This window comes from Pseudomonas sp. PS1(2021) (assembly GCF_020405165.1).
GTDB lineage: Bacteria > Pseudomonadota > Gammaproteobacteria > Pseudomonadales > Pseudomonadaceae > Pseudomonas > Pseudomonas aeruginosa.
The window spans coordinates 1,998,740-2,024,309 of the sequence record NZ_CP084484.1; the positions used below are offsets into that span (position 1 = coordinate 1,998,740).

Sequence of the window (25,570 nt, forward strand, 5' to 3'; positions counted from 1 at the left end):
CTGATGCCGTTACTGATCGGGGTACTACTGCGGGCCATCGGCTGGTCGCTGATCCCGCTGGGTTGGAAGCTGCTGCGCGGCTTGGGATTCACCGCTGTTGCCTTCGTCGGCGTCAAGGCGGTGATGGATCAGGCCAAGGACTACGTATTCAGCAACCTGGGTGGCGTGCCTGCGCAGTGGCTTCAAGTCCTGGGGCTTCTGCAAGTTGACGTGTGCATCAACATCCTGTTCTCCGCGTACATCGCCCGAGCTGTGCTGTGGGGTATGGACAAGTCTGGCGGCAAGTCCGGCATGCGCTGGACCGGGCCGAAGTAAGCGAGGAGGGGACCAACATGCTCTATCTGCGCACCGGTCTGCCAGGTGCTGGCAAGACTTTGAACGCGATTCGGGAAATCGACATTGAACACCAGCCGGACCCGGACGACCCGACCAAGCGGCTGCACAAGGACCCGGACAATCCGGACCTGCCGCCCAGGACGATCTACTACTACGGCATCCCGGATATGAAGCTGGATCGGCTCAAGTCGAAGTGGGTCGAGTTCGATACGCCCGAAGAGTGGTACAACCTGCCTGATGGCTCGGTGATCGTGATCGACGAAGCGCAACGGGTGTTCGGTAACGATGGCTCCAGGGCGCGCCCGGAGAAAGTCACGCGCTTCGAGACGCACCGGCACCAGGGCCTGGACATTCACTTGATCACTCAGCATCCCAGCTTGCTGTGCACGCCAGTGCGCAAGCTTGTCGGCAAGCACATCAACTTCATTCGGCCCTATGGTCGGGAGAAAGGCATCTTCCGGCATGAGTACGAGTTCTGCATCGACAACCCGGAGCGGCGCAGCAACTTCAAGCAGGCCCAGGAAGAGCGGGTCACGCTGGATAAGGCGTATTTCGGCGTCTACAAGTCGTCGACGGTGCACACGCACAAGCCGATCACGCCCAGCTACATGAAGAAAATCCCGCTGATCATCGCGCTGATGTTGATTCCGATCGGTGTGCTTGTTGGGCTGGTCGTGACCGCCATGCAACAGGGTGATGAGGAGAAAGAGGCGGCTCTTGCGAGGAGTCATGCGGCTGAGGCGTCAGCGGGTGTTCTGCCTGGGGCTGGAAATGCTGTTCAGGCAGCCCCAGGGCCTCCAGTGGGCCGAAATCGGCCGATGAGTTCATCGGTGATATGTCGCCCAGGGTGCCCGATCTGGTGGCCTCGGCGCCGCGCTATGACGATCTGAACAAGCCCAGGGATTTCCCTCGGCCGGTTTGTGCGGCCAGCTCGGACCCGAACTTGATCGGCAAGGCTCCTGAGCGGCGAATTCCGATGGGCACGTACAATGGCCGGGTGATGGTCTGCCAGTGCTACACGCAACAGGTCACGCGGATGCACACGACGTTCGAGTTCTGCATGGACGTGGTGAACAACGGCTATTTCGACGACACGCGGATGCCACCGACTTATGCCAGTGGCAACAGCACGCGAGGCTTGATCACCAGTCCGTCAGTTGACCCGGCGACGGCGATTGAGCGAGGGCGCGCAGCGACATCGCCGACGCCGGGGGATGCGTTCTCGACACGAGTAACCATCGTGCCGGATAGCAGCAGGACGCCCAGGACGCTATGAGCGATGTGAGCCTCTCGGCTCAGGGGTTCTTATCCATGGCTTCGCATAATGACCTCGGCGTTACGTTACCTGCGGCGGCCGCAGGCCGAATGCGAAGCCCGGAAAATCGCCCCGCGCCGGGCGAGCATTTACACGTAACGCCCATTATGCGAGGCCTTGTGCCATTATCTTCTGGCCTACAACAACGCATAGGAAATGCCATGTTTGAGAAAAGACATACTGATGACCTTGTCCGCATCGCTGCTGCGGGAGGTGGCTTCGTTATGGACGCCAGTAAGAGACATACCGATGATCTTGTGCGTATTGCGGCGGCGGCGGCAGCAGCAGCAAAGGGAGGGCGAGTGACCTTCACTGGGATGGAAACCCGGCACACCGATGATCTGATTCGCATTGCTGCTGCTGGCAGAGGTGCAGTCGTTTTCGCCTAATCCTTTGCTTTTGAAAGAACCCCGCGTGGATCCACTGCGGGGTTTTTGCTTTTTAGCCTCCAGCCCTCTGAAGCCCCGGCAGGTCAAGGGCCGCGACCCCGGCTCGTCGGATCAACGATCCGGCGAACGGAGTCCCGGGCGGAGCGCACCCTTGAACCCACCTCGGCCAACAGCCTCCGCAAAGGAGGGAGGGGAAGCTTTATCTCCCCTGCCTCCCGAGCCCTCGGCGGCAAGAGCGGGATGACAAGGGCAGAGCCCTTGGTGTTTACGGGTCTGTGCTTCGCGCTGGAGTTGTTCCAGGGCGAGTTTTCGGCGTTCAGTCTCGGGATACTGCGTCAGGGTCTGCTCGATCTCGTTAAGGCGCTTCATCAGCTTCTCCTGGAGCACCATGTCATCGGCTTGGCTGATGCTGTCGGCGCGGATCTGCATGCACTGTTCCAGGATCCACTGATAGTCGTCAGGAGCGGCTTTCTTGCACCACTCCAGTGCCTCCTGGTCGTCCTGCGCTCGTACGGCCATGGCCATCGCTCGCGTCTTGTCGACCGTTGCTGCGCCCAGCGCGAGAGGGAGAAGGGGAGAAGGAAAATCCGTTTCATGGGAGTCCTTTGTGGGTGTTGCACGGGGTGGCCGGGAGCGATCCCGGCGCAGCCGGGTCCACCATCTCTAATGGTGGACTTTTGTCTCATGGTGAGACTTTTCGAGTTATCGAAGTGCTTCCTGCTCGTAACCGAAGAGAACGCCTTTCAAGGCAATGCGTGCCTGGTTCCTGATATCCGGCGGTAAGGCGTCAAAGCGGCGCAGGATAGGCGCCAGGTCTTCGGATACCGTCCTTTCTTGCTCGGTAAGCAGCAACTCGTCCGTGCTCACCCCAAGCGCTTTTGCAAGGCGCACGATGATCTCGCCTGTAGGGTCTGAGCGGCCGGCTTCGTATGAGGTGTAGCTGGACTTGCTGATACCTGCGGCTTCCCACACTTCCCGCTGGGTGAGCTTCTTCGCTTCCTGAAACGCTTCAGGTTGAGGGCAATGGTCATGGCTCGTTCCTGGTTGGTGGTGCTCATGACTCGATCCTATGCACTGTTGTTCCATACAGTACCGGAATAACGGTACAAAAGTTGTTGATTGTCGGTAGCGGCAAGTCTTATGATCCCGTCCAATAAGTATCGGCATGCCGATATTGACAGGGATTTCTTCAATGCTCGACAAGTTGCACCTCTTCGTTCCGTTCCGCCTCGAGCACATCGAACTGCTCGGGGTGGAAGGGCGTGCGGATCCGGTGCACGTCGTGGATCTGGAAAGCCTGGGCGTGCCGCTCCAAGGGCAGATCAGCCGAGGGGAGGGCGGAGAGCTACAGGCGGATTACTTGCGGCACACCTGGGAGTCACTGAGTACGGGCTTCACGCCTTTGGCGTTCAAGGTGTTTCACCAGTCCTTGGGTAAGCGCCTGATGCCCGGTGTAGAGCTGAAGGCCAGCCCGGCGAAGTTGCTCCAGGGGCACAACGTGTTTGGCCCAACCTGCATCCAGAAGGGGGCCGAGGTGATGTTCAAGTGGCTAGCCGGAAGCTACCCGGACCTCTTCGCGAAGCTCGATGTGTCAGCGACGCAGGTCTACACCCTGGACTGCACGTATTCCAGCCGGCTGCCGGACGAACGCACGGCGCTCCAGGTCATCCAGGCGCTGACCAACGTCAGCAACGGCCACACCAAGAGTCGCGGCGACAACTACCAGACGTCCGCGTACTGGGGCGCGAAAGAATCCCGCCTAAAGCGCCTGAAGGCGTATCTCAAGCACACCGAGTTTCAGGCCCAGTTGGACGAATTGAAGCGGGCAGGGCGGGCCGATCTGTCGGCTGCTCGGTCTGCTCGGGTCATGTCTGACCCACGGTTGCAGGAGTGGGTGCGCTACCTGCTCCGCATGGAGGCCACGGTAATGCACCGGTGGCTGGAACGCCGGGGCATCCCGTCTCGGCTTGTTGATCTGATCGCCTACCAGCAGCGGCTCCAAGAAGAGGGGCGCTGCCTGATTCAGGAGTGCTGGCAAGCGGTTACAGCGGACCTTTTCGCGGCCTTTGAGGGTATCCAGATGCGTGTGATTGATGATGAAAAAGTGCTGGCCGCACTGACTGAGCGACACCTGAAGTACGACCGTAAGGGCAAGCCCAACGATAGCCACGCTCGAAACCTGTTTCGGACGTACCGCAGCCTCAAGGACTACGGGTGGCAGGAAACGATGGACTCCATGTCTCGCCCGACGTTCTACCGGCATATCAAGGAAATCTGCGAGGCCGGCCTGTCGAAAGCCGCCCTGCAGAAGCTCCACGAAGCGGACCGGGCGAACAACGTCGTACCGCTGCTGCGGTTCGTCCAGGTCGATTTCAGCGCCCAGCGCCCCGACTGGTACGTCGAGCCGACCGTGGAGGCCGCGTGATGCTGGTAGCCACCTTGGAAACTCTGGCTCTGTTGGCCTTTGCGGCTACCGTCATCCACGCCGTGGGCGTGTGGGCGCGCAGCGATGGATAAGGTGGGCCCACCAGTCGCTCCGCTGGGACCTGGAGCAAGACCTTTCCCACCTCGTCGAGGACGAGCACCTGGTGCGCCAGGTCCTGGACCTGGTCATGCGCCGAGTCGTCCAGGAACAGGCCGCCGAGGCCGTTCGCCGGCAGCGCATCAACCGAGACTTCAAGACGTTCCGGCGCGGCCGGAGCGTGACGCCGCCCGCATGGGCATTTCGTGAACCGGGCACAAGCCCACAAGTTGAACCCCTGAGGTAAATCATATGCTCGCTCTCATCGGCCTGTGCCAGGGCTATTACTCCGATACTCGCAACGTCAATACCGCCAACGGTCCTTCGCAGATTGTTGAACACTCGGTGCTCGTCCAGGTTGAGCAAACCAATAAGTTCGGCATGCCGGAAACCAAGGTTGTCCAGGTCCGTATTTCGAAACGGCATATGGATGGCGGGCTCAATAATGTCTGGAAGATGGAGAAGGGCAAGACGGTGTCCGTCCCGGTATTTATCCAGGCCTGGGCGAGTAAGTCCGGTAACGCCGGATTCGATTATTGGCTGTCGGGCGACGGCATGCCGTTGAAACTTCAAACCGTTCAGGAGAAAGCCGCTTAAGGGTCCCGGCCTTTTTCGGCGAAAAAGGACGGGTAGGGGATAAGCATGAATTTTTTGGGCTGTGACGGTGTTTGGTTGGCTAGGGAAGATGGTTCAACTATCTGCCAGGGCCAAATGAAGACGTTTACGGTCCAGGAAATGCGGGAGTTTCTAACTCCTGCAATGACAATTGCGCAGAAAGCTCAAATCACCGGCGGTCTGTTGACGTTGTTTGTCGCGGTCTGGGTGTTTAAGAAGATGCGCACATCAATTCCACACTAATGGAGTAAGTTCCATGAAACAACTGAAACAACTGTTCTCCCTGGGCAAGCGTGAAGCCGTTATCGGTGGCTCGTTGCTGATGACGTCCGGCCTTTCGATGGCCGCTGAGGGCGATATCGACACTACCAAGGCCCTGGCCTATATCGCGGGCGGCCTGACTGCGGCGGCGGCTGTGACCGGTGCCATGTTCGGCCTGGTGGCCCTGATCGGTGCCGCCAAGAAAGCCCAGCGCGCAGGGACCTAATCGACCCTCAGTCAAGCCGGTGGCGGTCACTCCGCCCCGGCTTTTTATTGCCCGGAGAAAGGATAAATGAGGATTAAGAAATGTATATCAGCCCTGAAGATATCGCTTTTTATGGCGTGCTTATTGCCATCGTTATTCTTTGCTCAGGGCGCTAGGGCTGAATATTATTATTGGTACATGGGTCATTTTGATAAGAAAGTTTCGTCGCCCTCGGCGGGTTGCGATCTTTATTTCACTGGTATATCTCGCGATCCAGGGCGGGTTTTTGTTATGGAGCCTTCTTCAAATCCAAGTGAGGCGGGCAAGGTTTTCTATTGTGTGGTTCGTTCTGGTGATTGGGTTCTTTTTAATACGACTGTTGTTTTGAAAGGCGATAGGTGTCCCGAAGGGCAGTCTCTCGATTTAAAAGATGGCTTGTGCAAGCCTCCGCCTCCCGAGTGCGAATCTGGAGTGCCGAACTTGTTCAGGAGTTCTAACTATCCAATTATCGTAATTAATGGAAAGAACACAGTTCCTAGTTCTCCGCCGCCGTCTGGCTGTTTGAATGGGTGCGCTTATGAGGCTGATAGTTCTCGGCCAACATCTTGTTATCGCACTCCAGGCTCCACAACTGAGGGGTTCTGCAACTACACGCTCAAGAGCAACGGCCAGAACTGCTCGGCAGATTCCGGCAACCTGGGCGGCACCGGTCCTTCGCTCAGCGAACCGAATCAGCCGCCAGTGACCGACCCGCCTTCGGACCCGAATGACCCGGGCTGTCCGAAGGGCTACAGCTGGTCAGGCACCACGTGCGTGAAGACGCCGACCGATCCCACAGACCCGACCGACCCGAAAGACCCTGGTGGTGATGGTGGTGGAACTGGTGGTGGCGATGGTGGCGGGACTGGTGGCGGTACAGGCGGTGGCGGTGATGGCGGAACGGGCGGCGGCGATGGCGGCACCGGCGGGGAGACGGAAACGGTGGAACTGGCGGCGGTGATGGCGATGGCGGCGGCACGGGTGGTGGTGGTGATGGCGGGGGAGACGGGCAGTGCGATCCGGCCAAGGACCCGAACAAATGCGGCAGTGGCTCCTCGATCTCCGGCGACGGTGACTGCAAGGTGGCGATTCAGTGCAACGGCGACGCAATCCAGTGCGCCATTGTTCGCCAGGAAAGCTCGCACGCTGCGCGGATGAAGAGTTCCGTACGGTCGATGACAAGAAGATTCAGGACCTGAAGAACACGCTGGCCGGTGAGTTCTCCGGGCCTGAGTACGAACCCATCAAGGCCACCGGCGAGAACACCCATGACCTGTCGAAGCTGCTCGACACTAGCGGGCGCTTCTCCAAGGCCTGCCCGGTTATTCCTGACGTCTCGTTCCCCTGGTTCGGCAGTACTCAGACGGTGTCGCTCAGTAGCGTGTCGTCCGATCTGTGCACGTATCTCCAGTGGTTCGGGTATCTGCTTGTCGCGTTCGCCATGCGCGCCGCGGCTGAAATCATTGCGCGAGGGTTGAACTGATGCCGTTACTGATCGGGGTACTACTGCGGGCCATCGGCTGGTCGCTGATCCCGCTGGGTTGGAAGCTGCTGCGCGGCTTGGGATTCACCGCTGTTGCCTTCGTCGGCGTCAAGGCGGTGATGGATCAGGCCAAGGACTACGTATTCAGCAACCTGGGTGGCGTGCCTGCGCAGTGGCTTCAAGTCCTGGGGCTTCTGCAAGTTGACGTGTGCATCAACATCCTGTTCTCCGCGTACATCGCCCGAGCTGTGCTGTGGGGTATGGACAAGTCTGGCGGCAAGTCCGGCATGCGCTGGACCGGGCCGAAGTAAGCGAGGAGGGGACCAACATGCTCTATCTGCGCACCGGTCTGCCAGGTGCTGGCAAGACTTTGAACGCGATTCGGGAAATCGACATTGAACACCAGCCGGACCCGGACGACCCGACCAAGCGGCTGCACAAGGACCCGGACAATCCGGACCTGCCGCCCAGGACGATCTACTACTACGGCATCCCGGATATGAAGCTGGATCGGCTCAAGTCGAAGTGGGTCGAGTTCGATACGCCCGAAGAGTGGTACAACCTGCCTGATGGCTCGGTGATCGTGATCGACGAAGCGCAACGGGTGTTCGGTAACGATGGCTCCAGGGCGCGCCCGGAGAAAGTCACGCGCTTCGAGACGCACCGGCACCAGGGCCTGGACATTCACTTGATCACTCAGCATCCCAGCTTGCTGTGCACGCCAGTGCGCAAGCTTGTCGGCAAGCACATCAACTTCATTCGGCCCTATGGTCGGGAGAAAGGCATCTTCCGGCATGAGTACGAGTTCTGCATCGACAACCCGGAGCGGCGCAGCAACTTCAAGCAGGCCCAGGAAGAGCGGGTCACGCTGGATAAGGCGTATTTCGGCGTCTACAAGTCGTCGACGGTGCACACGCACAAGCCGATCACGCCCAGCTACATGAAGAAAATCCCGCTGATCATCGCGCTGATGTTGATTCCGATCGGTGTGCTTGTTGGGCTGGTCGTGACCGCCATGCAACAGGGTGATGAGGAGAAAGAGGCGGCTCTTGCGAGGAGTCATGCGGCTGAGGCGTCAGCGGGTGTTCTGCCTGGGGCTGGAAATGCTGTTCAGGCAGCCCCTAGGGCCTCCAGTGGGCCGAAATCGGCCGATGAGTTCATCGGTGATATGTCGCCCAGGGTGCCCGATCTGGTGGCCTCGGCGCCGCGCTATGACGATCTGAACAAGCCCAGGGATTTCCTCGGCCGGTTTGTGCGGCCAGCTCGGACCCGAACTTGATCGGCAAGGCTCCTGAGCGGCGAATTCCGATGGGCACGTACAATGGCCGGGTGATGGTCTGCCAGTGCTACACGCAACAGGTCACGCGGATGCACACGACGTTCGAGTTCTGCATGGACGTGGTGAACAACGGCTATTTCGACGACACGCGGATGCCACCGACTTATGCCAGTGGCAACAGCACGCGAGGCTTGATCACCAGTCCGTCAGTTGACCCGGCGACGGCGATTGAGCGAGGGCGCGCAGCGACATCGCCGACGCCGGGGGATGCGTTCTCGACACGAGTAACCATCGTGCCGGATAGCAGCAGGACGCCCAGGACGCTATGAGCGATGTGAGCCTCTCGGCTCAGGGGTTCTTATCCATGGCTTCGCATAATGTATATTATGTTAAACTAGATGCTATGTCAGAAATGTTCATGAGCCTTGTAGGGGTCATGCCGAGATAAGGGGAAAATTCATTCATTTGGAATGTAAGCCATTGCTCTGAAAGGCTTTCTATCCGGCAAGCGCTGGCTTGCAACTCATGGTCTATCTTTTCCGTCTGGTTCAAGGAAAGGAGTGACACATGGCACAATGTCATCAACTTAAGGAATTTTTCCTATAAATATCATATAATTAGCGCTAAATTCAGCGCATAGGAGAAACCCTTTTGGCCCCTCATTCCACACCGTTTGACACCGCCCAGCAAACCCTGGCTTGAAAATTGTACAAAAAATAACCAGTCAGCTCGATTGTCCCGACTTCATCGATACCCACCGCCAGCGCCCTCACGACTTTACCCGCCGACGCCAACTGACCTTCAAGAACCTCGTCCTGTTTTTGCTCAATCAGCCACGCACCGCCCTGCAAACCGAGCTCGATCAGTTCTATCGCGTGCTCAACCAGGCCTCGGCCGAGACCCAGGTGGTCACCGCGCAGGCCTTCAGCAAGGCGCGCGGCAAGCTCAAGCCCGAGGTCTTCGAGAGCCTCAACCAAACCCTTCAGCAACAGCTCGACAGCCTCGGGCTGCGCCAGACGTGGCGCGGGTTACGGGTACTCGCCGTGGACGGCTCGACCGTCCATTTACCGCTGGAGTCGGTCATGACGCGCTTTTTCGGCTGCCATAGCGAGTTTCCCGTTGCCCGTCTGTCCATGCTCTACGACGTCGCCGACGGCCAGACGCTACACAGCCTGATCGTGCCATCCGCAGTCGGCGAGCGCGATTGCGCCCATCTGCACCTCGAGCATCTGCCCGCTGACAGCCTGACGTTGTTTGATCGCGGCTACCCCGGACACTGGCTGTTTGCGCTGTTCGAGCAGCACCGGCGACATTTCCTGATGCGCCTGCCGTGTGGCTACAACGCGCAGGTCAAACAGTTTCTCCGCTCGGGGCAGACAGAAGACACGCAGTTCTTCTCTGCCAGTCATCCCGAGGCGCGCCTGTTCTGTACCGAGGCCGGCGTCGATCCCGCGGGCCGGGTCGAATTGCGCCTGATCCGGGTCGAGCTAGCCAGCGGTGAAAGCGAAGTGCTGCTGACCTCCCTGCTGGATCGACAGGCCTTCCCGGCCGAGGTGTTCGCGGATCTTTACCACCGCCGCTGGGGCATCGAAACGGACTACCGCCGCCTCAAGCAGACCCTCTGCCTCGACAACTTTAGCGGCCGTAGCGTGACGGCCGTGAAGCAGGACTTTCATGCCGGGCAACTGCTGAAAAACCTAGCGCTGCTGATGCAACATCTGCTGCAACCGGTCATCGAGCAGCGCCACAAAGGCCGCAAGCTGCGCTGGAAGGTCAACTTCACCCAAGGGGTGTCACGCCTCAAGAACACCCTGGTCGACCTGCTGGTACGCCCCGGTGTGCAGGGGCTGGCCAACGTGATGGAGTTGATGGCCAACAGCCTCAGCGCTGTGCGCCCGGGCCGCAGCTTCCCGCGCCAGCGTATGCGCCTGGCCAGTCGCGGCTGCGAGGGCTACAAACCGACGCGCTAAGAACAAGCAGCACCCGAACTGCACCGCAAAAAAGCTGGCCAGACAGCGGCCGGCACGCGCTCGCCCGGAAAACGAGAAATCCCGCCCGCCGAGGCGAACCGGCATCCATTAAGCTGGCGTCTGGGTCGCACATGCGCTGAACTGGGGAGCAAAACCAGTGAAGGCACTGCTGCAACCGCGCGTCCAAGCCCCGGGATTTCTTGCCCCGGCCAGGGCTGGGGGCTTAAGTTGATGACATTGACACATGGCATCCCTCGAACGTACCGCCTACCCTGTATTGTCGCGCTCCTATTCGAGGGCCGAGCTTCAGCGTGAATTCAGCTTCTCCGAGGAAGAAGTCACGTGGGTCAAAAGTCGCTCTAATGCAGCATTCCGACTGAATCTCGCTGTTCTGTTCAAGACTTTTCAGGTACTCCGATACTTTCCAGAAATCGCTGAAGTGCCGGAGCCAGTTGTCGATTTCATCCGCACACAAATAGGTCTACGCAGCAAGGTTGCGCTATCACCCTACAAGTGGATGCAGCTTTACCGCCATATGAGTGCCGTTCGGGAAAAACTTGGGGTTCGACCGTTCTACGGCTCGGATGGTCAAGACATAGCATCCACGCATGCACAGTTGATGGCTCCCCTCCTCGAACAGCGCGCTGACATTATTAATGCGATCATTGACGAGTTGCTGCGCCAAAACTACGAGCTGCCCGCCTATTCGACCTTGAATGACCTAGCAGAAGCCGCTCGTGCAGAAGCACAAGAGAAAATCTTCAACCTTGTGGTAGCCAGAGCTCCAATCAAGGTGATCTATAAGCTAAGGGATCTTCTCGACACGGACTTCGGGCGTCGGCAGAGTGACTTCAACACACTCAAACAGGCACCCAAGAAACCCTCGCGCAAGCATCTGGAGGTACTGATCGACCACCTAGCCTGGCTAGAGAGTTTCGGGAAACTGGATGCCATTTTTGATGGGATCGTCGATACGAAAATTCGCCACTTTGCTGCCCAAGCTGCGGCGTCGGATGTATCTGAACTGAAGGACTGCTCGCTGCCGAAGCGTTACACGCTGATGCTTGCTTTGATCTACCGTATGCGGGTGCGAACCCGAGATCACCTGGCCGAGATGTTCATCCGAAGAATCTCCACGATCCACAAACGCGCCAAGGAGGAGCTGGAGCAAATCCAGGCACGTCAACGTCAGAAGTTGGAACAACTGGCGGCCACCCTGGACGGCGTGGTGCAGATTCTGGTTCAAGAGCCGGATGACCAGGAGGCTGGTAGCCTGATTCGAGAATACCTCTCCCCCGATGGCAACATGGATCGGTTGCGAGAGGTTTGTGCTGAAGTTCAGGCCACAGGAGGTAATAACTACTTGCCGCTGATCTGGAGGCACTTCAAGTCCCATCGTTCACTGCTGTTTCGCCTCAGCCACCTTCTCCAGTTGGAGCCCACCACCCAGGATCGCTCACTTATCCAGGCGCTTCAGCTCATTCAGGACAGTGAGAATCTGCACCGTGAATGGATCGATGAGCATGTCGACTTGTCGTTTGCATCAGATCGCTGGGTGAAGATCGTGCGTCGCCCTACCAGTGAAGGGCCGCCTACCAACCGACGTTATCTGGAGGTCTGCGTGTTCTCCTACCTGGCCAGTGAACTGCGCTCGGGTGATCTGTGCGTGCAGGGATCGGAATCCTTCGCCGACTACCGTAAACAGTTGCTGCCTTGGGAAGAGTGTCTCCAGCGGCTACCGGCATACTGCGAGAAGGTGGGCCTTCCTACCACAGCGAAGGAGTTTGTCGCCTCGCTCAAGAGCCAGTTGGAGGAAACCGCGCAACAGTTAGATGACAAGTTCCCTTCCTGTCGAGGGGATGTGTCGATCAACGATGCAGGCGAGCCGGTACTGCGGCGGGTGATGGCGCGGGACATCCCGCCTTCAGCCATCTCGCTACAGACGGCGCTTATGCAGCGTATGCCAGCCAGGCACGTGCTGGACATTATGGCCAACATTGAGCACTGGATTCAGTTCACGCGGCATTTCGGACCGATGTCCGGCAACGAGCCAAAGCTCAAAGAGCCGGCCGAGCGCTACCTGATGACGATCTTCGCCATGGGCTGCAATCTCGGTCCCAGCCAGGCCGCGCGGCATCTGGCCGGTAATGTCACACCGCATATGCTGTCCTATACCAATCGCCGCCACCTCTCGCTGGAGAAACTGGACAAGGCTAATCGCGAGTTGGTGGAGCTCTATCTGCAACTTGACCTGCCCAAGCTTTGGGGCGATGGCAAAGCAGTGGCCGCAGACGGTACCCAGTTCGACTTCTATGACGACAACCTACTGGCCGGCTACCACTTCCGCTATCGCAAGATGGGGGCCGTGGCGTACCGACACGTGGCCAACAACTACATTGCAGTGTTCCAGCACTTCATCCCGCCAGGCATCTGGGAGGCGATCTATGTGATAGAGGGACTGCTCAAAGTCAGCCTTAGCGTCGAGCCCGATACGGTCTACTCCGACACCCAGGGCCAGTCGGCCACAGTATTCGCCTTCACTCATCTCCTGGGTATCAATCTGATGCCGCGTATCCGCAACTGGCGCGACCTAGTGATGTGCCGACCGGATCGAGGCGTATCGTACAAGCACATAAACCGACTGTTCACCGACACTGCCGACTGGCACCTGATCGAAACTCACTGGCAGGATCTGATGCAGATTGCGCTGTCGATCCAGGCCGGCAAGATTTCCTCGCCCATGCTGCTACGTAAACTTGGCTCTTACAGCCGGCGCAACAAGCTCTACCTCGCAGCACAGACGCTGGGCAGTGTTATCCGCACGATTTTCCTGCTCAATTGGATTGGCAGCCGAGAGCTGCGCCAGGAGGTCACTGCGAACACCAACAAGATCGAGTCCTACAACGGCTTCTCCAAGTGGCTCTCTTTCGGCGGCGATGTAATTGCCGAAAACGATCCGGACGAGCAGCAGAAACGTCTGCGTTACAACGACATGGTGGCTTCGTCGGTGATTCTGCAGAACACCGTGGACATGATGCGCATCTTGCAGAAACTAGCCCGCGAAGGGTGGCAGTTTACCGATGAGGACGTGTCCTTTCTTAGCCCCTACCTGACCAGTAACGTCAAGCGTTTCGGCGAGTTCAACCTTAAGCTCAACCGACCGCCGGAGCCCTGGATCAAGGATTCGGTATTCCAACAGGCTGCCGGCTCGTTGCGAGTCAACTCGACCAGTAAGGCCGCGGCCGAGGAGGCAATATGATCGAGATTGCGTCAGCGTCTTTTCGAGTCACACCCTACGGTGAGGTGGACATCGCAGCACTGGACAGAATGCGAGCCGGATTCGATACATCCCAACTTCTACGGCTAGTTGAAGGTCTGGATGCATGCCTCTCGGAAATGGGTGGTATCACCGCCTTGCGTGACGAACTGCTGAAATTGCACGCAATGGCACTGACTATCGTCGAGGGGACTGCCCCGGCTGCACCCACCGAGAACGCGTGTATCTGGGCTGAAGCAGAATCTGTGCAGTTGGGCCTAGAAGCGCTGGCGACGTGGATTCGCTCCGCTCAGGGCTTCCTAACTCCCTTGACCAGTCTTGAGCCTGAGCATCAGCAGTAGCTCGTTAAACCGTATCAAGCCGAGCCGGAATCAGCCCGGCTTGATCAGTGACCTAGCGATTCGGTAGCCGCTGAGCGATCACGACAAAGAAACGCCGGCATTGCCCGAACGTCGACCAGTTCAGCAGCCAATTTGACAAGGGGCTGCGTAATCATAGGTACCACTCAAAATGTATATCTTTACTTGAGACTATGACTCATCATAACGAATCGCTCGCGAAATTCGAAACCTGACTTCTTATAAAAGCTTACTGCTTTAGGATTATTTTCGTCCACTTCTAGATGAACTATTGCGGCACCTTGAGACTTCAAGAAGGACTTGACCTTTTCTAGAATCTCACTGCCAAATCCCTGTCCTCGGCACTGTTCATCGATATAAAATTCATCAATCCAGACCTCAATCCCCCTGAACTCGATACTGTAGCAATTGCAAGTAGCAATATATCCAATCTGCTTGCTGCCAAGACAAATAATCCAAACGTTGCCCTTTTCTGAAGATGACAAGAGAGGGCGAAGTGCAGCCAGCCTGTCTTCGTCAGTCATCTCAATACCATCGTATAGGTGGTATTTTTTCATTAGCTCCACGAGTAAGAGCTCATCATCTATTGAGGCTGAGATCAACTTGATATTTGAATTTTTGCTCATGGCATCTTCAGATCTTGGTCATCATTATTACGCCGGCAACGATTACGACTATGGCGCTCATGCGCTTATATGCGTCCGACGAGCTAAAGTTTTCGCTGAGTATCTTTGGGTTAACTATTGCTAGCCAATGACTTAAGGCTAGCACATATACCGGGTGAAGACTGACCAAAACCGAGACCACCGCAACGTTTCCACCAGCAGATAATGCGCCAATAAAAAGCGCGTATCCACCGGCGTCGAAGAGATTGCTCAGCGCATACACCGCCCAGCCCTTTGGTGGCATTTCGGAGACATCCTTTGCGATGGAATGGCGCCATTTCGGAACCAGCAGCATCAGAGTCCCGCCAAGACCGTAGCCTGCATAGTTAAACATAAGAACCGAGGGCAGGCTGTGACTCAGGAGCAGGTGATCGTATAGTAGCGTAGCCACCGCCCCAAAAACTGCTGAACCTATTAGAAGCAATACTGCTGATAAACTTATCGAGCCTGGTCTCCCTTTGCCGATTGCCACAGCAAAGTAAACCCCGACAAAAACCAAGGCAATGCCGAGCAGCTCAATCCCTGTTGGCGAATAACCAAGCAAGAGGATCGATACGACAAGCACCAGCAAAGGAGTTAACTGATGAAGCGCAATCGCAGTAGAGATATCGACCGACTTCAGCGGCATTGCGTATAGGAAATACATTCCAAAAATGCATAATCCTGACAGCAGGTTCAGAAGCGCTGAGGTTGTGTCAAAGTCAGATGGTGTAAAGAGAAGAAAAATCAGCGCAGAATAAAGAAGATTTCCAATGCTCAGGAGAAATATAAATGTAGTCCAGTGATTCGCATGATGGATCACTGCCAGCTTGTCCAGGATATTTGAAAGGCTCCACAGCAGTGGAGCCATAAGTGCCATAACTAACCAGGTCATTTTCCTCGAAGTACCTCTAATATGGTATCGCGACTATCCTTCAATAAAACATGAGAAAAGTCGTCGGTGTCATGGTCAAATATAAAGGTTCGCTGATAGTCGAAGCTCTCTGAAGTTTCGAATTCCACAATCTTGTCTAGAATCGCCTCAACCTCATCAAAGCGATGAGAGTGATTAAGGCGAAGAATTTTCATTGCATTACCGTAATGGGCTGCCTCATCACGGGCAGCATATCTAATCCAGGTTGAAAGAGACTCGTTTTCAAACGAGTCAAAGAAGCTTACATCTTGCTTGTAGGCTCTTGTGCTGGTCACTTCATCAAATGCGATAGAGAGAAGAATTGTGAATTCATCCTTCATGAAGTCTTCGATATGAGAAAAGTCCGGAGAGTTCGATCTAATCTCGCGATCAATCATGTCTTCCGGCATGGAGTAAAGTACGCTATTAATCTTTCTCAGTCCGCGATAATGATTTTGCTCATCGAGATGCCACAGGCATACGAACTCGATAAATTCATTGCTAAATTGAATGTCGCGACGGCCAAACAAGTAGCGCAAGAAGTTTATTGAATCAAATTCAGAGCTCATGTCATGCCAAAAGAAAGGCCGACGCTCCTCGAGCTTTGAGGGATTCGACTTTATCTGTTCAATTGACAAACCCTTCAGCAACTCCAGGGATGACCATTCGTAGCTTTTAAGACCAATACCCGACTTAACATTTGACACTTGAACGCTCCTTGTTCAGAGGACAAAATTTGAGAACAGCCAGGGAGAGTCGCTATCTATGGCCGAAAAGGTGCCTGGGTTGTTTTTGGTAGGATTCCAGTCCGAATAAACCCCTTTTAGTTCGCCTAGATACTGTGAAATATAAGATAGTGCCACTTCATGATCCATGTCTTCGGCTTCAATTATTCCTGCCGACGGATGGCTCAGGATCCATAAGTAACCGGAAAGAACTCCGGCTGCTACCTGTAACGTTGTTGCAGTGTTGAGAGTGGCAAGTTCCTTGGCCTTTTCGATGCTTAAGATAGATCCATACCAATAACTAGATTTTTCGTGCCCCATAAGAAGAACACCGAGGTAATCAGAACCCGACAAGATATCACCAGGACGAAGTACTTTTGTCTTTTCTGGAGTCATGCAATCATTGCCGAACCATTCATGTACAGAGAGAATTGCTTCATCGCTTGGGCGATAGGCATAATGGACAGTTGGTCTATATGTCTCATCGGCAGTTCTGAGCGTCAAAAAGTCAGCAATTGAAATTGCCTCGTGATGAGTTACCAAATAACCTAAGCTAGGGCCGTTAAATGGCGTCCATGTCTTAACTCTAACAGAGGCCCCTGGCTTCTCAATATAGATTGCTGCTCCGCATCCATCTGTATGCATTGACGCATCCGTGGGTAGACTTCGCTCGTGACTTCCCCAGCCCAACTCTGCCGGTTGTTGCGACTCACTTATGAACCCATGCACTGACCAAGTATTTACGAACTCACCCCTCTCCCTAGATTTCTGAGAAATTTGCGAGTCGTACTCTGCGACATGGATTACTTTGACACCCAATCTTTGGCTTAGGATAGCCCACTGCTCTTTATTAGAGGGCTTTTTACAATCACCCAATATCTCTTCCGCTAAATCTAAAAGAGCACGTTTAACGAAGTGGGATACCAACCCAGGATTCGCGCCATGCGCCACGAGAGCCGTCACCCCTGAGCCTAGCCTCTTTTTCAGAGACAGCATTTGTTCTCTTAAGTGATAGTTAGTTCGCTTATGCAGTGGTATGGTTGGGTCATCATATCCGCCCTTCCACGGCTCAATGCATGTGTCTAAATAAAGAGCCCCTGCGGAGCGGCATAATTCTATCAGGGCAAGACTTGAGACATCGGTTGATAGATTTATTAGAACCGTCCCTTCACCAAGAATCGGCACAAGAATGTCGCGATAGTTGATTTGATCAATTGCAGAGTTGATAAATTTTAAGCCAAAACTGTTAGCAAAGTACTCAATAAGCGGTGGTGTTTTTGGATCGATCGCGTAGATTTCTAAAGTAGATAAGTCGTGAACCTTAGAAAGGAGAGGAAGGAAGGACTGGGCAATCGTTCCTAGTCCCACAAAGACAATTCGCTGGGGGGGATTAATTGAAAAATCCATTCAAGCATCCTTACTGTCTATTATGAAAATCTGTTTCCCTATGCCTGCATGTCTACTTTGAACTTGGCTGGCATGTCAAATTATTTTTCTGGATCGCCTATATTTTCTTTTTAAATCAAATACTTAATCGATAGTTAACTTCGGGGAGGGAGGTGCCAACTGGGCAGGTTTTAGTCAGCTCCGTGGCAAGTGACAATGATTTTCACTTGCACATCACGCACTATGCAGTTTTTGGGCTTGCCCGCTTGAAACTCCCTTCTTATCGCCGCACTCGTTGGAGCTTGCAATCAAGACTGGCAGCCAGGCCCAGAGAAGGGGCCAGGCCTTAACCGCAGTGGAGCGCTTGACCAGCGTTTCGGTCGACAAGGCCAGGATCAGATCTAACACTGTTGGCGGCAGCGGTGTTGATGGTCATGTGTCCCTGGACGTCTTCTTCTGTTGGGGAAAGAAGAAAAACGTCTTCTGCGGCGGCGCGATCAGGATATCGGTGGACTTGATGCTCGTGCCTTTGCGCCGCCTGCTCTTGCCTTCCTTGTCCACTGCCTGGATATCGCCGTTGGCCACCGCGACATCCAGGGCCAGCTTCACGCGACTTTCGTCTGCCATGGTGAAGTTGGTGAGCTCCGTCATGAGCTGGATGAAGGGACGACGCTCGACTTCGAATACCTGTTTGGGTAGCAGCTCGGACAGTTCCCCACGAATCCGGGTATCAGTCACTTGGTCGAACTGGTGTTCTCCTTCGCAGAGTAGGTCCGGCTGGCCGGTCACCCCCACATCCCGGTTAGCGTCGTAACCAAAGAAGCAGGACGGTGATAACAGGTGGGAGAAATTGTTGCCGTACTTCCAGTGTATGGCTTTCATCACGTCGTTGGCGCGGTAGCTGTTCGCCAGGTGGATGAACCAGTAGGCCATGGGGTTGGTGCCGTGTGGGCGAATGAAGAACACCGTCATGAACTGCGCGCCGCTTTCCTGCTTGATCCCGTCCGACAGATAGCGCTGGATCAGGTACTGCCAATCCTGGGAGCTATGTGCTTTTAAGTGCCGTAGCTGTTCCCAGGGGACATACTGTTCTAGACCGATACTGGCAATAGCCTTGCGGTTGGCGTGGCGGTCCGCTAAGTACGTGATTAGAAAGTCGACATTGAAGGTCAGCAGGACCTCAGCATTGCTGAGGTGCTGGAAGATCCATTTGATCTGGCCGAATGGCACGTCGCCGTAGCCGTACTGATCGAGCAGAAACAGAACGCGCTCGCTTTTTCCAAAGGCCTTGAGGCTTTGCGCAATGGCCGGAAGAGCTTTGGTGAACTCGGCGGTATGCAGGTGAATGTCCTGTCCAATGCGGGCCTGATGTCCGCGGCTGGCCAGGACGGCGTGCAAGCAAGCAGTATTCTTCGGCTTCACATCCACAAAGTGATGCTGCGAGCAGATCGGTCGATGCTTGATGCGCCCCACGTTGTTGCGCACTTCCGACTCCTGGATTGCTTCCAGGGCGATCACCGGGGAGCCGAAGTGGTGACCGCCTGCGCTGTCGTTATATATACCTCCACCGCTGAAGCCATCGACAATTGATAGGCCAAGCAGTGGCATTTGCTGATTCCGCATCAGGACATCGATGTAGGCCTGGATGTAGTCGTCGATGATCTGGTGCTTGATCTTGCTGTGTGGATCGATGGTGGGAAAGGTTTGGGTTGCCCAGTCCCAGCGGTACTTCTCGTCATCCTTGGCCATCGGGTCGTCCTTGTTTTGGTATCAGGCGAGGGTCAGCAGCGGAATTTCATCCCAGGTCTGGCCCTTCAGCAGCCGGCCATTAGCTTTCTTTGAACGCTTCACGCCATCGGAGCCCCAGCCGCCCCATTGTTTGAAAAAGAAAGCAGCGCCAAAGGCATCGCACTGGCGGTGGATGTTATCCACCCACTCCTGCTTCATTGGCCGGGCCTTGGCGCCGGACTCGCCGCCGACGATGACCCAATGGATGTCAGTCAGGTTCAGTTCACCCAAGTCTTCTAGTAAGGGTTCCGCGGAGAGGAAACGGATCGCGGCGTTGATGCCACGCAGGCAGTCGATTCTGGGCACGCCGTACTCCCGGTCCTCGACCGAGACCCCCAGCCAAGCGTTGGCCGGCGGTGTGCGCTGGCTGAAATAGTCGGCCAGGCGCTCGGCCCGCTTAGTGAGGATCTGGAAGGTGTGCTGTGAGGCCTGGTGGATAACCGCGAACACCTGGTCGATGTAGGTGTCCGGCACCTGCTCATGGAACAGGTCAGACATGGAATTGACAAAGTAGATGGTCGGCTTCTTGCGCTGCAGAGGCTCCTGCAGTTTCTCTGGGCGCAGGCTGAGGCGAAAGCCGTTCTCGTAGCCGGGCGTGCCCATGGCCTGCAAGCGACGCGCCATGTTCTCGGCATAGCAGTGTTTGCAGCCCGGCGACACCTTGGTGCAACCCACCACCGGGTTCCAGGTCATTTCCGTCCATTCGATGCTGGTCTGCGTACTCATTGCACCGTCACTCCTGTCGTGCGTCGATGTTAGTGAGAAGCTGGCACTTGAGTCAAAGTGCTGGCATTTAGTTCGAGAGCAGGCCTCGCAGCGAGGCCGCCAAAGGAGATGGCAGGGTCGATGTAGCGCATCGCCGATTTGATGTCCTTCCACCCCACGTAGGTCATTAACGCCTTAATGTCCCAGCCATTGGCCGTGGCCCAGGTGGCGAAGCCTCGACGCAATGAGTGGCTGGTATAAAGGTCAGCCTGGATCCCCGCACGCTGGAGTATCTGCCGCAGTAGGACGATCAGACTGCCAGGATTCAAGCCAGCCTCGTTCAAGTTGCCCCAACGGTCCAGCCGACGAAAAACCATCCCTCGAGCAATCCCTGCTGCACCGATCCAGTCGAGATAGGCCTGTACTGGGCACAGCCGCCTCAGCGCAGGTACGTAGTGAGTGGTGCCAAGGTTGTCCCGGTCACCCTTGCTCCAAGGCAAAAACAGCGTCATGCCAGCACCGGCTTCGGCTTGAATGTGCTCCACCTGCAAGCGGCACAGTTCATCGCTACGAAAGCCTCGCCAGAAGCCGATTAGTAGCAATGCCGTATCCCGCCGACAGCGCAAATATCCCGCCAGGTCTTCGGCTTGAAACAGACACATAGCCTCCTGCTCCAACCACTCAACCGCATGCTCCAGATGCTGTAATTGCAGCGGCGCGGCCTGCTTTGTCTGGCTCGGGTGCAGGGTGCGAATTCCCTTCAGTACCTGGTGTACGGTCGGGGTCTTGGTGGGATCGGGGAAGCCGTGCCTGATATGCCACTGCGCGAGGGCGGCGAGGCGCTGCTTTAGCGTGTTGAGGCTCAGCGTGTCGGCGTAGTCCACCAGGTAACGCACGATGGAGTCACTCGTGGCCGGCAAGAAGCCGCCCCAGGTCACCTCGAAATGTTCGACGGCCGACTGGTAGCTACGCCGGGTGTTTTCCCGCGTGCCGGCTTGCAGGTAGCGCTCGACGTCCTTCATCGCCCGTGCGTGCCCTTTGTGTACTGGGAAACGACCGCGAAGCAGCCGTTTTTGCCAATCATATTGAATAATTCATGATTACCCAATTCTAGATTATTGGTAGAAAATAAGGGAAATTCTTGATAAAGTGCTATGTATCTACATGGTATGTACCACAGAACGAAATCGTTAGGAGGCTCCGTCATGGCCCGTGGTGGAATCAACAAAGCTGTCGTGCAGAAAGCCAGGCATGCCCTCCTCGCCCGCGGCGCCCACCCCAGTATTGATGCGGTGCGCATCGAGCTGGGCAACACCGGTTCAAAGACCACCATTCACCGCTACCTGAAAGAGCTCGAAGACGCCGAGCGCGGCCGGGATGCGGCTTCGATCCCGCTCAGCGAACAGCTGGCCAATCTGGTCAGCCAACTGGCAGATCAGCTAGAGGAGGAGGCGCAGGCCGCGGTGGCCCTGGAGCGCGAACAACTGACCCGCGAACGGCTCGATTACCAGCATCGGTTTCGACAGGCCGAAAGCCGCATCCAACAACTGGAAGGCCAGACCGCGCTCGACGCGGAACGGCTTCAGACCACTCATCACGAGTTGCAGCAGGCACGCGAGCAACGGCAACAGGCCGAGATCGAGAACGCCCGCCTACAGCAGGCTAATCGTGACCTCGAGGAGCGGCACAAGGATCGCGACGCACAGATCCACTCGCTGGAGGAAAAACACCGACATGCGCGCGACACCCTGGAGCACTACCGACAGGCCAGCAAGGAACAGCGTGAGCAGGAACAACGCCGACACGAGTCGCAGGTACAACAACTGCAACTAGAACTGCGGCAACTGCAGCAGACCTTGATAATCAAGCAGGACGAGCTGACGCAACTGAACCGCGACAATGCACGCTTGCTCACCGAGGCGCGGCAGTTGCAAAAAGAGCGACATGCACAGCAACAGCTAGTGGCGCAGAAAACTCAGGCCCTGGAGGCTCTGCAGAGCACGCTGGCCGGCTCCGAACGCACGAATGAAGCCCTTGATCAGCGTTGTCGCACATTGCAGGAGGAGGTGTCCCGGCTGAGCGAAGCCTCCGCGCTTCAGGCGCAGCAGACGCAGGGCCTGCAGAAGCGCTTGGTCGAAGCCACTACACAGCTGAAGCTACTCGGGGCACCGCTTGCGAACAGCGATGGCGCATGTAGCACATGAACCGGCACACTGAGCCTATGCGCTGAGCGGAGGTGAAGATGACACTACTTGAGACTACCAATGAGGGGGCTGCGGAACCTGTCCGTTTGACTACGCCACTGGGCCAGGCCATTGGTAATCTGTTCGCCCGGGCCTTGCCGCTACTGGATGGCAATCCGCCAGGCTCGCTCAAAGTCTTCGTCTTCGGCGGCTGCGCGGTGCACCTGCTCACCCATGCGCGTGGTAGTGCGGACATCGATGCGGAGATCGAGGCGGCCCGCGTGCTGCGTAAGGACGAGATCATGGCCGTCTACACACCGCCAGAGGGTTATGAGGACGGCGACGGCCGCGACTTGCAGGTGTACCTGGACCAGAACTACACCAATGCCCTCGGGCCACTGCACGAGGACTACCGCGAGCGCGCCATCCCGATGGAGGGTTTCGAGGGTGAGCAGCCGCTGCATATCTTCGTTGCCGCCGGCGTGGATCTGGCCATCTCCAAGCTCGGCCGCTTTACGGAAAACGATCAATATGATATCGAACAGCTCATCGAATGTGGCCGTGTCGATGTCGGCCAGTTTGTTACACTGGCAACAGAGGCAATCGATTATGCCGTGGGCAACCGAAGCGCAATGCTAGGCTGCCTGAAACTGGTCATAGCGAAGTACCTGGAGGATGGGCGAGATGCCACGTCTGGATCGTAAACAAAGCTTTGGCACGCTCCTGGAGACTGTCACCCAGCAGCGTCTTAGCCAAGTTGCGTCCGATGCTCTTGTGGAGCTTGCCAAGCAGTTGTGGTACGAAGAGCGCGACCTCGTGCCAGTACTGCAGCGTGAAGTGGCAAGCAAGCTGCGCGAGCCTGAACAGAAGCTGCGTGCCCTCTATCTCGTCGACCTGCTGCGTCGCTTTCCCTGTGTATCAACGGACAAAGCCGCGCGCCTAAAAGGCTTTGTCAGCAGTTGGTCGAACCTGAAACCAGCAGAACGCTCACCTCGTGCGACCCAGCTTGTCTCTCGCTACCAACTCGACAAGCTGGCCTATGAATGGGGGCTTGAAGAGGACGTCAGCAAGCAGATGCAGGATGTCCTGGCTTTCCAAACCCGCCATTACGCCGCCACCCAGGGCGTGAAGACGGGCTATTCAGAGCCAACGCCCGTAAGCTAGCAGCAGGGCACGGCAAAATGGACGCGGAATGGCCAACTCAACAAATGACGACCAACGACTCGCTGATCTAACACGCGAGGCATTAGCCGACGTGAGCGAGGGTTTGGTGATCGATCACGCATTGGTCGAGACCTGGGCTCAGAGCCTTGATACCGACACCCCGGTGCCTTTGCCAACTCCAGATCGGCCTACTTAATTCGCAGCAGGCCGAACTGATCCTCAGCGGTATCAGGCTGAAGCCATTGCGCTAAGGAATCTCCGAACAAGCCTTCAGTTATGCGAGAATCCCCGCAACACCTGATCCGAGCCGCCCATGAGCCAGATGAGCTTTTCCGACTTTGAGTACGCCGGCAAGCGCAAGCAAACCCGCCGAGAGCGCTTCCTCGCCGAAATGGATCAGGTGGTGCCCTGGGCAGGCCTGCTGGAGCTGATCGAACCGTTCTACCCCAAGGCCGGCGGCGGTAGAAAACCCTATCCTCTGGAAACCATGCTGCGCATCCATCTGTTGCAGAACTGGTTCTCCCTGAGCGACCCGGCCATGGAGGAAGCGCTCTACGAAATCACGCCCATGCGCCAGTTCGCACGCCTGACGCTGAGCGCGCCAATCCCCGAAGACACCACGATCATGAACTTCCGGCACTTGCTGGAAGCATCAGCTCGCACCGGCAATCCTTGCGGTCATCAATGGTTATCTGCAGGAAAAAGGCCTGTCGCTGCGCCAAGGCACCATCGTCGATGCCACCATTATTCATGCCCCAGCTCGACCAAAAATAAAGAAGGCAAGCGTGATCCCGAGATGCACCAGACCAAGAAAGGCGGTCAGTATTTCTTCGGGATGAAGGCGCACATCGGTGCCGATGTCGAGTCCGGCCTGGTGCATCACGTCCATGGCACCGCTGCCAATGTGGCCGATGTCACGCAGGTGGCTGAACTGCTGCATGGCGAAGAAAACGCCGTGTATGCAGATGCCGGTTACACCGGTGTCGAAAGGCGCGAAGAGCATGAAAATCGGGGGTGATCTGGCAGATTGCAGCGCGTCGCAGCACCTATTCCAAGCTGAACCAGCGCAGCGTACTGTACAAAGCCAAGCGCAAGATCGAGTTCTGCAAGGCTCAGACACGGGCCAAGGTCGAGCATCCGTTTCGCGTGATCAAGCGGCAGTTTGGTTACGTGAAAATACGTTTTCGTGGGCTGATGAAAAACACGGCTCAGTTGACCACGCTGTTCGCCCTGGCAAACCTGTGGAGGGTTCGAAAACAGCTCATGGGTATGGGTGAGGTTCGCGTTTAACACGGAGAACCGGTCGAAAAAGCTCTCCGTACATGATTTTTCGGTCACTTTTCGTCCAATGACGCTGTAGGTGCCTGGAAAATTGCAACTTGCCGCGGCTGCACGACAAGTTGATCGGAGCATCCCTAAGCGCGCCTTCGCTTGAGCAGGACTTCCATTCTGTTCGTTTAAATACAGCAAGTTACAGAACGAATGCACTAATTTTTGCCTCATCTCGGCATACCCCTGATTCCCCCCTTACCTCGGCATAACTTCAATCAGGCGTTCAGAGCCGATTCTATAATTGACTATAAAATCCTATAAAGCCCATCCTGAGTAACTTAGCGACGCTAGAAAGATATTTAAATACAATCAGTTGCAGCGCGTATGTCCTAATTTTCCTTTATCTCGGCATGACCCCAACTACTGGGTGCACTCAGAGATGCGTGGGAAACTCGAGAATCGTGGGATGGCCTTGCCAGTCTTGATTCAATCGTTGATGTAATTGTGAACGCGCTGCAGACAGCGGGAATCGACATCACCCTGAGTCAACTACCGCCAGGCTCCCGCGTAGACGTCCCCTACAGGGCGGAGACGCTGCCCAATGGCGAGGCGGATATGGCGATAATCCGACTGAGGCAAGCGCTCGGGCTCGAACCGTAAATTCCGATCAAGCTTCCGTGCAGCTCTCGCCATCCCTCCCCTTTATTCCCACAGCCATCCCAGCTATCTGCCCATTACATT

29 protein-coding genes are annotated in these 25,570 nt (G+C 56.2%); 20 read left to right on the forward strand and 9 right to left on the reverse strand.

Going from position 1 to position 25,570, the window contains the following annotated elements; translation table 11 throughout:
• Positions 1-3 precede the first annotated feature (3 nt).
• From LE197_RS09320 to LE197_RS09335, 4 genes are all read left to right on the forward strand, one after another.
• Positions 4-315, forward strand: coding sequence for a DUF2523 domain-containing protein (locus tag LE197_RS09320; RefSeq protein WP_019727177.1), 312 nt, complete (start codon positions 4-6; stop codon positions 313-315).
• Between the two features lie 17 nt (positions 316-332).
• Complete coding sequence (locus LE197_RS09325; RefSeq protein WP_226033984.1) at positions 333-1,226, forward strand: zonular occludens toxin domain-containing protein; 894 nt, start codon at positions 333-335, stop codon at positions 1,224-1,226.
• Between the two features lie 53 nt (positions 1,227-1,279).
• The gene (locus LE197_RS09330; RefSeq protein WP_226033985.1) at positions 1,280-1,612 is read left to right on the forward strand and encodes a hypothetical protein; all 333 of its coding nucleotides are present in this window, start codon (positions 1,280-1,282) and stop codon (positions 1,610-1,612) included.
• A 200-nt stretch (positions 1,613-1,812) separates the two neighbouring features.
• Positions 1,813-2,040 (forward strand): hypothetical protein, encoded by a 228-nt coding sequence (locus LE197_RS09335; RefSeq protein WP_124136475.1) that lies wholly within the window; start codon positions 1,813-1,815, stop codon positions 2,038-2,040.
• Between the two features lie 111 nt (positions 2,041-2,151).
• On the opposite strand, the gene LE197_RS09340 is transcribed toward LE197_RS09335, so the two are convergent.
• The gene (locus LE197_RS09340) at positions 2,152-2,565 is read right to left on the reverse strand and encodes a hypothetical protein (protein ID WP_226033986.1); all 414 of its coding nucleotides are present in this window, start codon (positions 2,563-2,565) and stop codon (positions 2,152-2,154) included.
• A gap of 177 nt (positions 2,566-2,742) precedes the next feature.
• On the reverse strand, positions 2,743-3,243 hold the full coding sequence (locus LE197_RS09345) for a helix-turn-helix domain-containing protein (RefSeq protein ID WP_226033987.1): 501 nt from the start codon (positions 3,241-3,243) through the stop codon (positions 2,743-2,745).
• Here LE197_RS09345 and LE197_RS09350 point away from each other — a divergent pair.
• The 11 genes from LE197_RS09350 (at position 3,233) to tnpC (ending at position 14,031) form a co-directional block, all read left to right on the forward strand.
• The gene (locus LE197_RS09350; protein ID WP_023101274.1) at positions 3,233-4,465 is read left to right on the forward strand and encodes a phage/plasmid replication protein, II/X family; all 1,233 of its coding nucleotides are present in this window, start codon (positions 3,233-3,235) and stop codon (positions 4,463-4,465) included. The genes LE197_RS09345 and LE197_RS09350 overlap by 11 nt on opposite strands.
• Positions 4,466-4,813: 348 nt before the next feature.
• The gene (locus tag LE197_RS09355; RefSeq protein ID WP_016852945.1) at positions 4,814-5,158 is read left to right on the forward strand and encodes a DNA-binding protein; all 345 of its coding nucleotides are present in this window, start codon (positions 4,814-4,816) and stop codon (positions 5,156-5,158) included.
• Between the two features lie 274 nt (positions 5,159-5,432).
• Complete coding sequence (locus LE197_RS09360) at positions 5,433-5,663, forward strand: hypothetical protein (RefSeq protein WP_019416411.1); 231 nt, start codon at positions 5,433-5,435, stop codon at positions 5,661-5,663.
• A 66-nt stretch (positions 5,664-5,729) separates the two neighbouring features.
• The gene (locus tag LE197_RS09365) at positions 5,730-6,839 is read left to right on the forward strand and encodes a hypothetical protein (protein WP_226033988.1); all 1,110 of its coding nucleotides are present in this window, start codon (positions 5,730-5,732) and stop codon (positions 6,837-6,839) included.
• Positions 6,775-7,164, forward strand: coding sequence for a hypothetical protein (locus LE197_RS09370; RefSeq protein WP_226033989.1), 390 nt, complete (start codon positions 6,775-6,777; stop codon positions 7,162-7,164). Before LE197_RS09365 ends, LE197_RS09370 begins: the two co-directional genes overlap by 65 nt.
• On the forward strand, positions 7,164-7,475 hold the full coding sequence (locus tag LE197_RS09375) for a DUF2523 domain-containing protein (protein WP_019727177.1): 312 nt from the start codon (positions 7,164-7,166) through the stop codon (positions 7,473-7,475). Before LE197_RS09370 ends, LE197_RS09375 begins: the two co-directional genes overlap by 1 nt.
• Before the next feature lie 17 nt (positions 7,476-7,492).
• A complete protein-coding gene (locus tag LE197_RS09380; RefSeq protein WP_226033990.1) occupies positions 7,493-8,443 on the forward strand; it encodes a zonular occludens toxin domain-containing protein in 951 nt (316 codons plus the stop codon).
• Positions 8,440-8,772 (forward strand): hypothetical protein, encoded by a 333-nt coding sequence (locus LE197_RS09385; RefSeq protein ID WP_226033985.1) that lies wholly within the window; start codon positions 8,440-8,442, stop codon positions 8,770-8,772. The genes LE197_RS09380 and LE197_RS09385 overlap by 4 nt, the downstream gene beginning before the upstream one ends.
• A gap of 369 nt (positions 8,773-9,141) precedes the next feature.
• Positions 9,142-10,413: an IS4-like element ISPa45 family transposase gene (locus LE197_RS09390; protein ID WP_020924943.1), complete on the forward strand. Its 1,272-nt coding sequence runs from the start codon at positions 9,142-9,144 to the stop codon at positions 10,411-10,413.
• A 244-nt stretch (positions 10,414-10,657) separates the two neighbouring features.
• A complete protein-coding gene (locus tag LE197_RS09395) occupies positions 10,658-13,672 on the forward strand; it encodes a Tn3 family transposase (protein WP_003111042.1) in 3,015 nt (1,004 codons plus the stop codon).
• Positions 13,669-14,031, forward strand: a complete 363-nt coding sequence (tnpC, locus tag LE197_RS09400) for a Tn3 family transposase post-transcriptional regulator TnpC (protein WP_003111043.1) — start codon at positions 13,669-13,671, stop codon at positions 14,029-14,031. The genes LE197_RS09395 and tnpC overlap by 4 nt, the downstream gene beginning before the upstream one ends.
• Positions 14,032-14,210: 179 nt before the next feature.
• Here tnpC and LE197_RS09405 read toward each other — a convergent pair whose 3' ends face one another.
• The 7 genes from LE197_RS09405 to LE197_RS09435 form a co-directional block, all read right to left on the reverse strand.
• Positions 14,211-14,675 carry a GNAT family N-acetyltransferase gene (locus LE197_RS09405; RefSeq protein WP_003111044.1) on the reverse strand — a complete coding sequence of 155 codons (465 nt, stop codon included), beginning with the start codon at positions 14,673-14,675 and terminating at the stop codon, positions 14,211-14,213.
• Between the two features lie 7 nt (positions 14,676-14,682).
• A complete protein-coding gene (locus LE197_RS09410) occupies positions 14,683-15,588 on the reverse strand; it encodes an EamA family transporter (protein WP_003111045.1) in 906 nt (301 codons plus the stop codon).
• Positions 15,585-16,313: a hypothetical protein gene (locus tag LE197_RS09415; protein WP_003111046.1), complete on the reverse strand. Its 729-nt coding sequence runs from the start codon at positions 16,311-16,313 to the stop codon at positions 15,585-15,587. Before LE197_RS09415 ends, LE197_RS09410 begins: the two co-directional genes overlap by 4 nt.
• Before the next feature lie 15 nt (positions 16,314-16,328).
• Positions 16,329-17,738 carry a saccharopine dehydrogenase NADP-binding domain-containing protein gene (locus LE197_RS09420; protein ID WP_003111047.1) on the reverse strand — a complete coding sequence of 470 codons (1,410 nt, stop codon included), beginning with the start codon at positions 17,736-17,738 and terminating at the stop codon, positions 16,329-16,331.
• Between the two features lie 411 nt (positions 17,739-18,149).
• A complete protein-coding gene (locus LE197_RS09425; protein ID WP_003111048.1) occupies positions 18,150-19,466 on the reverse strand; it encodes a three-Cys-motif partner protein TcmP in 1,317 nt (438 codons plus the stop codon).
• A 21-nt stretch (positions 19,467-19,487) separates the two neighbouring features.
• Positions 19,488-20,231 (reverse strand): DUF5131 family protein, encoded by a 744-nt coding sequence (locus tag LE197_RS09430; protein WP_003111049.1) that lies wholly within the window; start codon positions 20,229-20,231, stop codon positions 19,488-19,490.
• Between the two features lie 29 nt (positions 20,232-20,260).
• Positions 20,261-21,232, reverse strand: coding sequence for a site-specific integrase (locus LE197_RS09435; protein WP_003111050.1), 972 nt, complete (start codon positions 21,230-21,232; stop codon positions 20,261-20,263).
• A gap of 183 nt (positions 21,233-21,415) precedes the next feature.
• Between LE197_RS09435 and LE197_RS09440 the strand changes: the two genes are divergently transcribed.
• The 5 genes from LE197_RS09440 to LE197_RS36800 all read left to right on the forward strand — a co-directional run bounded on the left by LE197_RS09440 (position 21,416) and on the right by LE197_RS36800 (position 24,847).
• The gene (locus LE197_RS09440; protein ID WP_003117288.1) at positions 21,416-22,414 is read left to right on the forward strand and encodes a DNA-binding protein; all 999 of its coding nucleotides are present in this window, start codon (positions 21,416-21,418) and stop codon (positions 22,412-22,414) included.
• A 38-nt stretch (positions 22,415-22,452) separates the two neighbouring features.
• Positions 22,453-23,097 (forward strand): DUF6036 family nucleotidyltransferase, encoded by a 645-nt coding sequence (locus LE197_RS09445; protein ID WP_003117289.1) that lies wholly within the window; start codon positions 22,453-22,455, stop codon positions 23,095-23,097.
• Positions 23,078-23,557 (forward strand): hypothetical protein, encoded by a 480-nt coding sequence (locus LE197_RS09450; RefSeq protein ID WP_003117290.1) that lies wholly within the window; start codon positions 23,078-23,080, stop codon positions 23,555-23,557. The genes LE197_RS09445 and LE197_RS09450 overlap by 20 nt, the downstream gene beginning before the upstream one ends.
• Before the next feature lie 313 nt (positions 23,558-23,870).
• Positions 23,871-24,575 (forward strand): IS5 family transposase, encoded by a 705-nt coding sequence (locus LE197_RS36795; protein WP_264086470.1) that lies wholly within the window; start codon positions 23,871-23,873, stop codon positions 24,573-24,575.
• Positions 24,572-24,847 (forward strand): transposase, encoded by a 276-nt coding sequence (locus LE197_RS36800; RefSeq protein WP_264086471.1) that lies wholly within the window; start codon positions 24,572-24,574, stop codon positions 24,845-24,847. Before LE197_RS36795 ends, LE197_RS36800 begins: the two co-directional genes overlap by 4 nt.
• Positions 24,848-25,570 lie beyond the last annotated feature (723 nt).

Bases quoted from the DNA above. Each gene is read 5' to 3' on its own strand.
- LE197_RS09410 (WP_003111045.1), bottom strand. From the start codon at position 15,588: ATGACCTGGTTAGTTATGGCACTTATGGCTCCACTGCTGTGGAGCCTT.
- LE197_RS09395 (WP_003111042.1), top strand. From the start codon at position 10,658: ATGGCATCCCTCGAACGTACCGCCTACCCTGTATTGTCGCGCTCCTAT.
- LE197_RS09335 (WP_124136475.1), top strand. From the start codon at position 1,813: ATGTTTGAGAAAAGACATACTGATGACCTTGTCCGCATCGCTGCTGCG.
- LE197_RS09420 (WP_003111047.1), bottom strand. From the start codon at position 17,738: ATGGATTTTTCAATTAATCCCCCCCAGCGAATTGTCTTTGTGGGACTA.
- LE197_RS09320 (WP_019727177.1), top strand. From the start codon at position 4: ATGCCGTTACTGATCGGGGTACTACTGCGGGCCATCGGCTGGTCGCTG.
- LE197_RS09430 (WP_003111049.1), bottom strand. From the start codon at position 20,231: ATGAGTACGCAGACCAGCATCGAATGGACGGAAATGACCTGGAACCCG.
- LE197_RS09360 (WP_019416411.1), top strand. From the start codon at position 5,433: ATGAAACAACTGAAACAACTGTTCTCCCTGGGCAAGCGTGAAGCCGTT.
- LE197_RS09355 (WP_016852945.1), top strand. From the start codon at position 4,814: ATGCTCGCTCTCATCGGCCTGTGCCAGGGCTATTACTCCGATACTCGC.
- LE197_RS09435 (WP_003111050.1), bottom strand. From the start codon at position 21,232: ATGAAGGACGTCGAGCGCTACCTGCAAGCCGGCACGCGGGAAAACACC.
- LE197_RS09350 (WP_023101274.1), top strand. From the start codon at position 3,233: ATGCTCGACAAGTTGCACCTCTTCGTTCCGTTCCGCCTCGAGCACATC.
- LE197_RS09405 (WP_003111044.1), bottom strand. From the start codon at position 14,675: ATGAGCAAAAATTCAAATATCAAGTTGATCTCAGCCTCAATAGATGAT.
- LE197_RS09365 (WP_226033988.1), top strand. From the start codon at position 5,730: ATGAGGATTAAGAAATGTATATCAGCCCTGAAGATATCGCTTTTTATG.
- LE197_RS09375 (WP_019727177.1), top strand. From the start codon at position 7,164: ATGCCGTTACTGATCGGGGTACTACTGCGGGCCATCGGCTGGTCGCTG.
- LE197_RS09340 (WP_226033986.1), bottom strand. From the start codon at position 2,565: ATGGCCATGGCCGTACGAGCGCAGGACGACCAGGAGGCACTGGAGTGG.
- LE197_RS09380 (WP_226033990.1), top strand. From the start codon at position 7,493: ATGCTCTATCTGCGCACCGGTCTGCCAGGTGCTGGCAAGACTTTGAAC.
- LE197_RS09450 (WP_003117290.1), top strand. From the start codon at position 23,078: ATGCCACGTCTGGATCGTAAACAAAGCTTTGGCACGCTCCTGGAGACT.
- LE197_RS09440 (WP_003117288.1), top strand. From the start codon at position 21,416: ATGGCCCGTGGTGGAATCAACAAAGCTGTCGTGCAGAAAGCCAGGCAT.
- tnpC (WP_003111043.1), top strand. From the start codon at position 13,669: ATGATCGAGATTGCGTCAGCGTCTTTTCGAGTCACACCCTACGGTGAG.
- LE197_RS09445 (WP_003117289.1), top strand. From the start codon at position 22,453: ATGACACTACTTGAGACTACCAATGAGGGGGCTGCGGAACCTGTCCGT.
- LE197_RS09425 (WP_003111048.1), bottom strand. From the start codon at position 19,466: ATGGCCAAGGATGACGAGAAGTACCGCTGGGACTGGGCAACCCAAACC.
- LE197_RS36795 (WP_264086470.1), top strand. From the start codon at position 23,871: ATGAGCCAGATGAGCTTTTCCGACTTTGAGTACGCCGGCAAGCGCAAG.
- LE197_RS09325 (WP_226033984.1), top strand. From the start codon at position 333: ATGCTCTATCTGCGCACCGGTCTGCCAGGTGCTGGCAAGACTTTGAAC.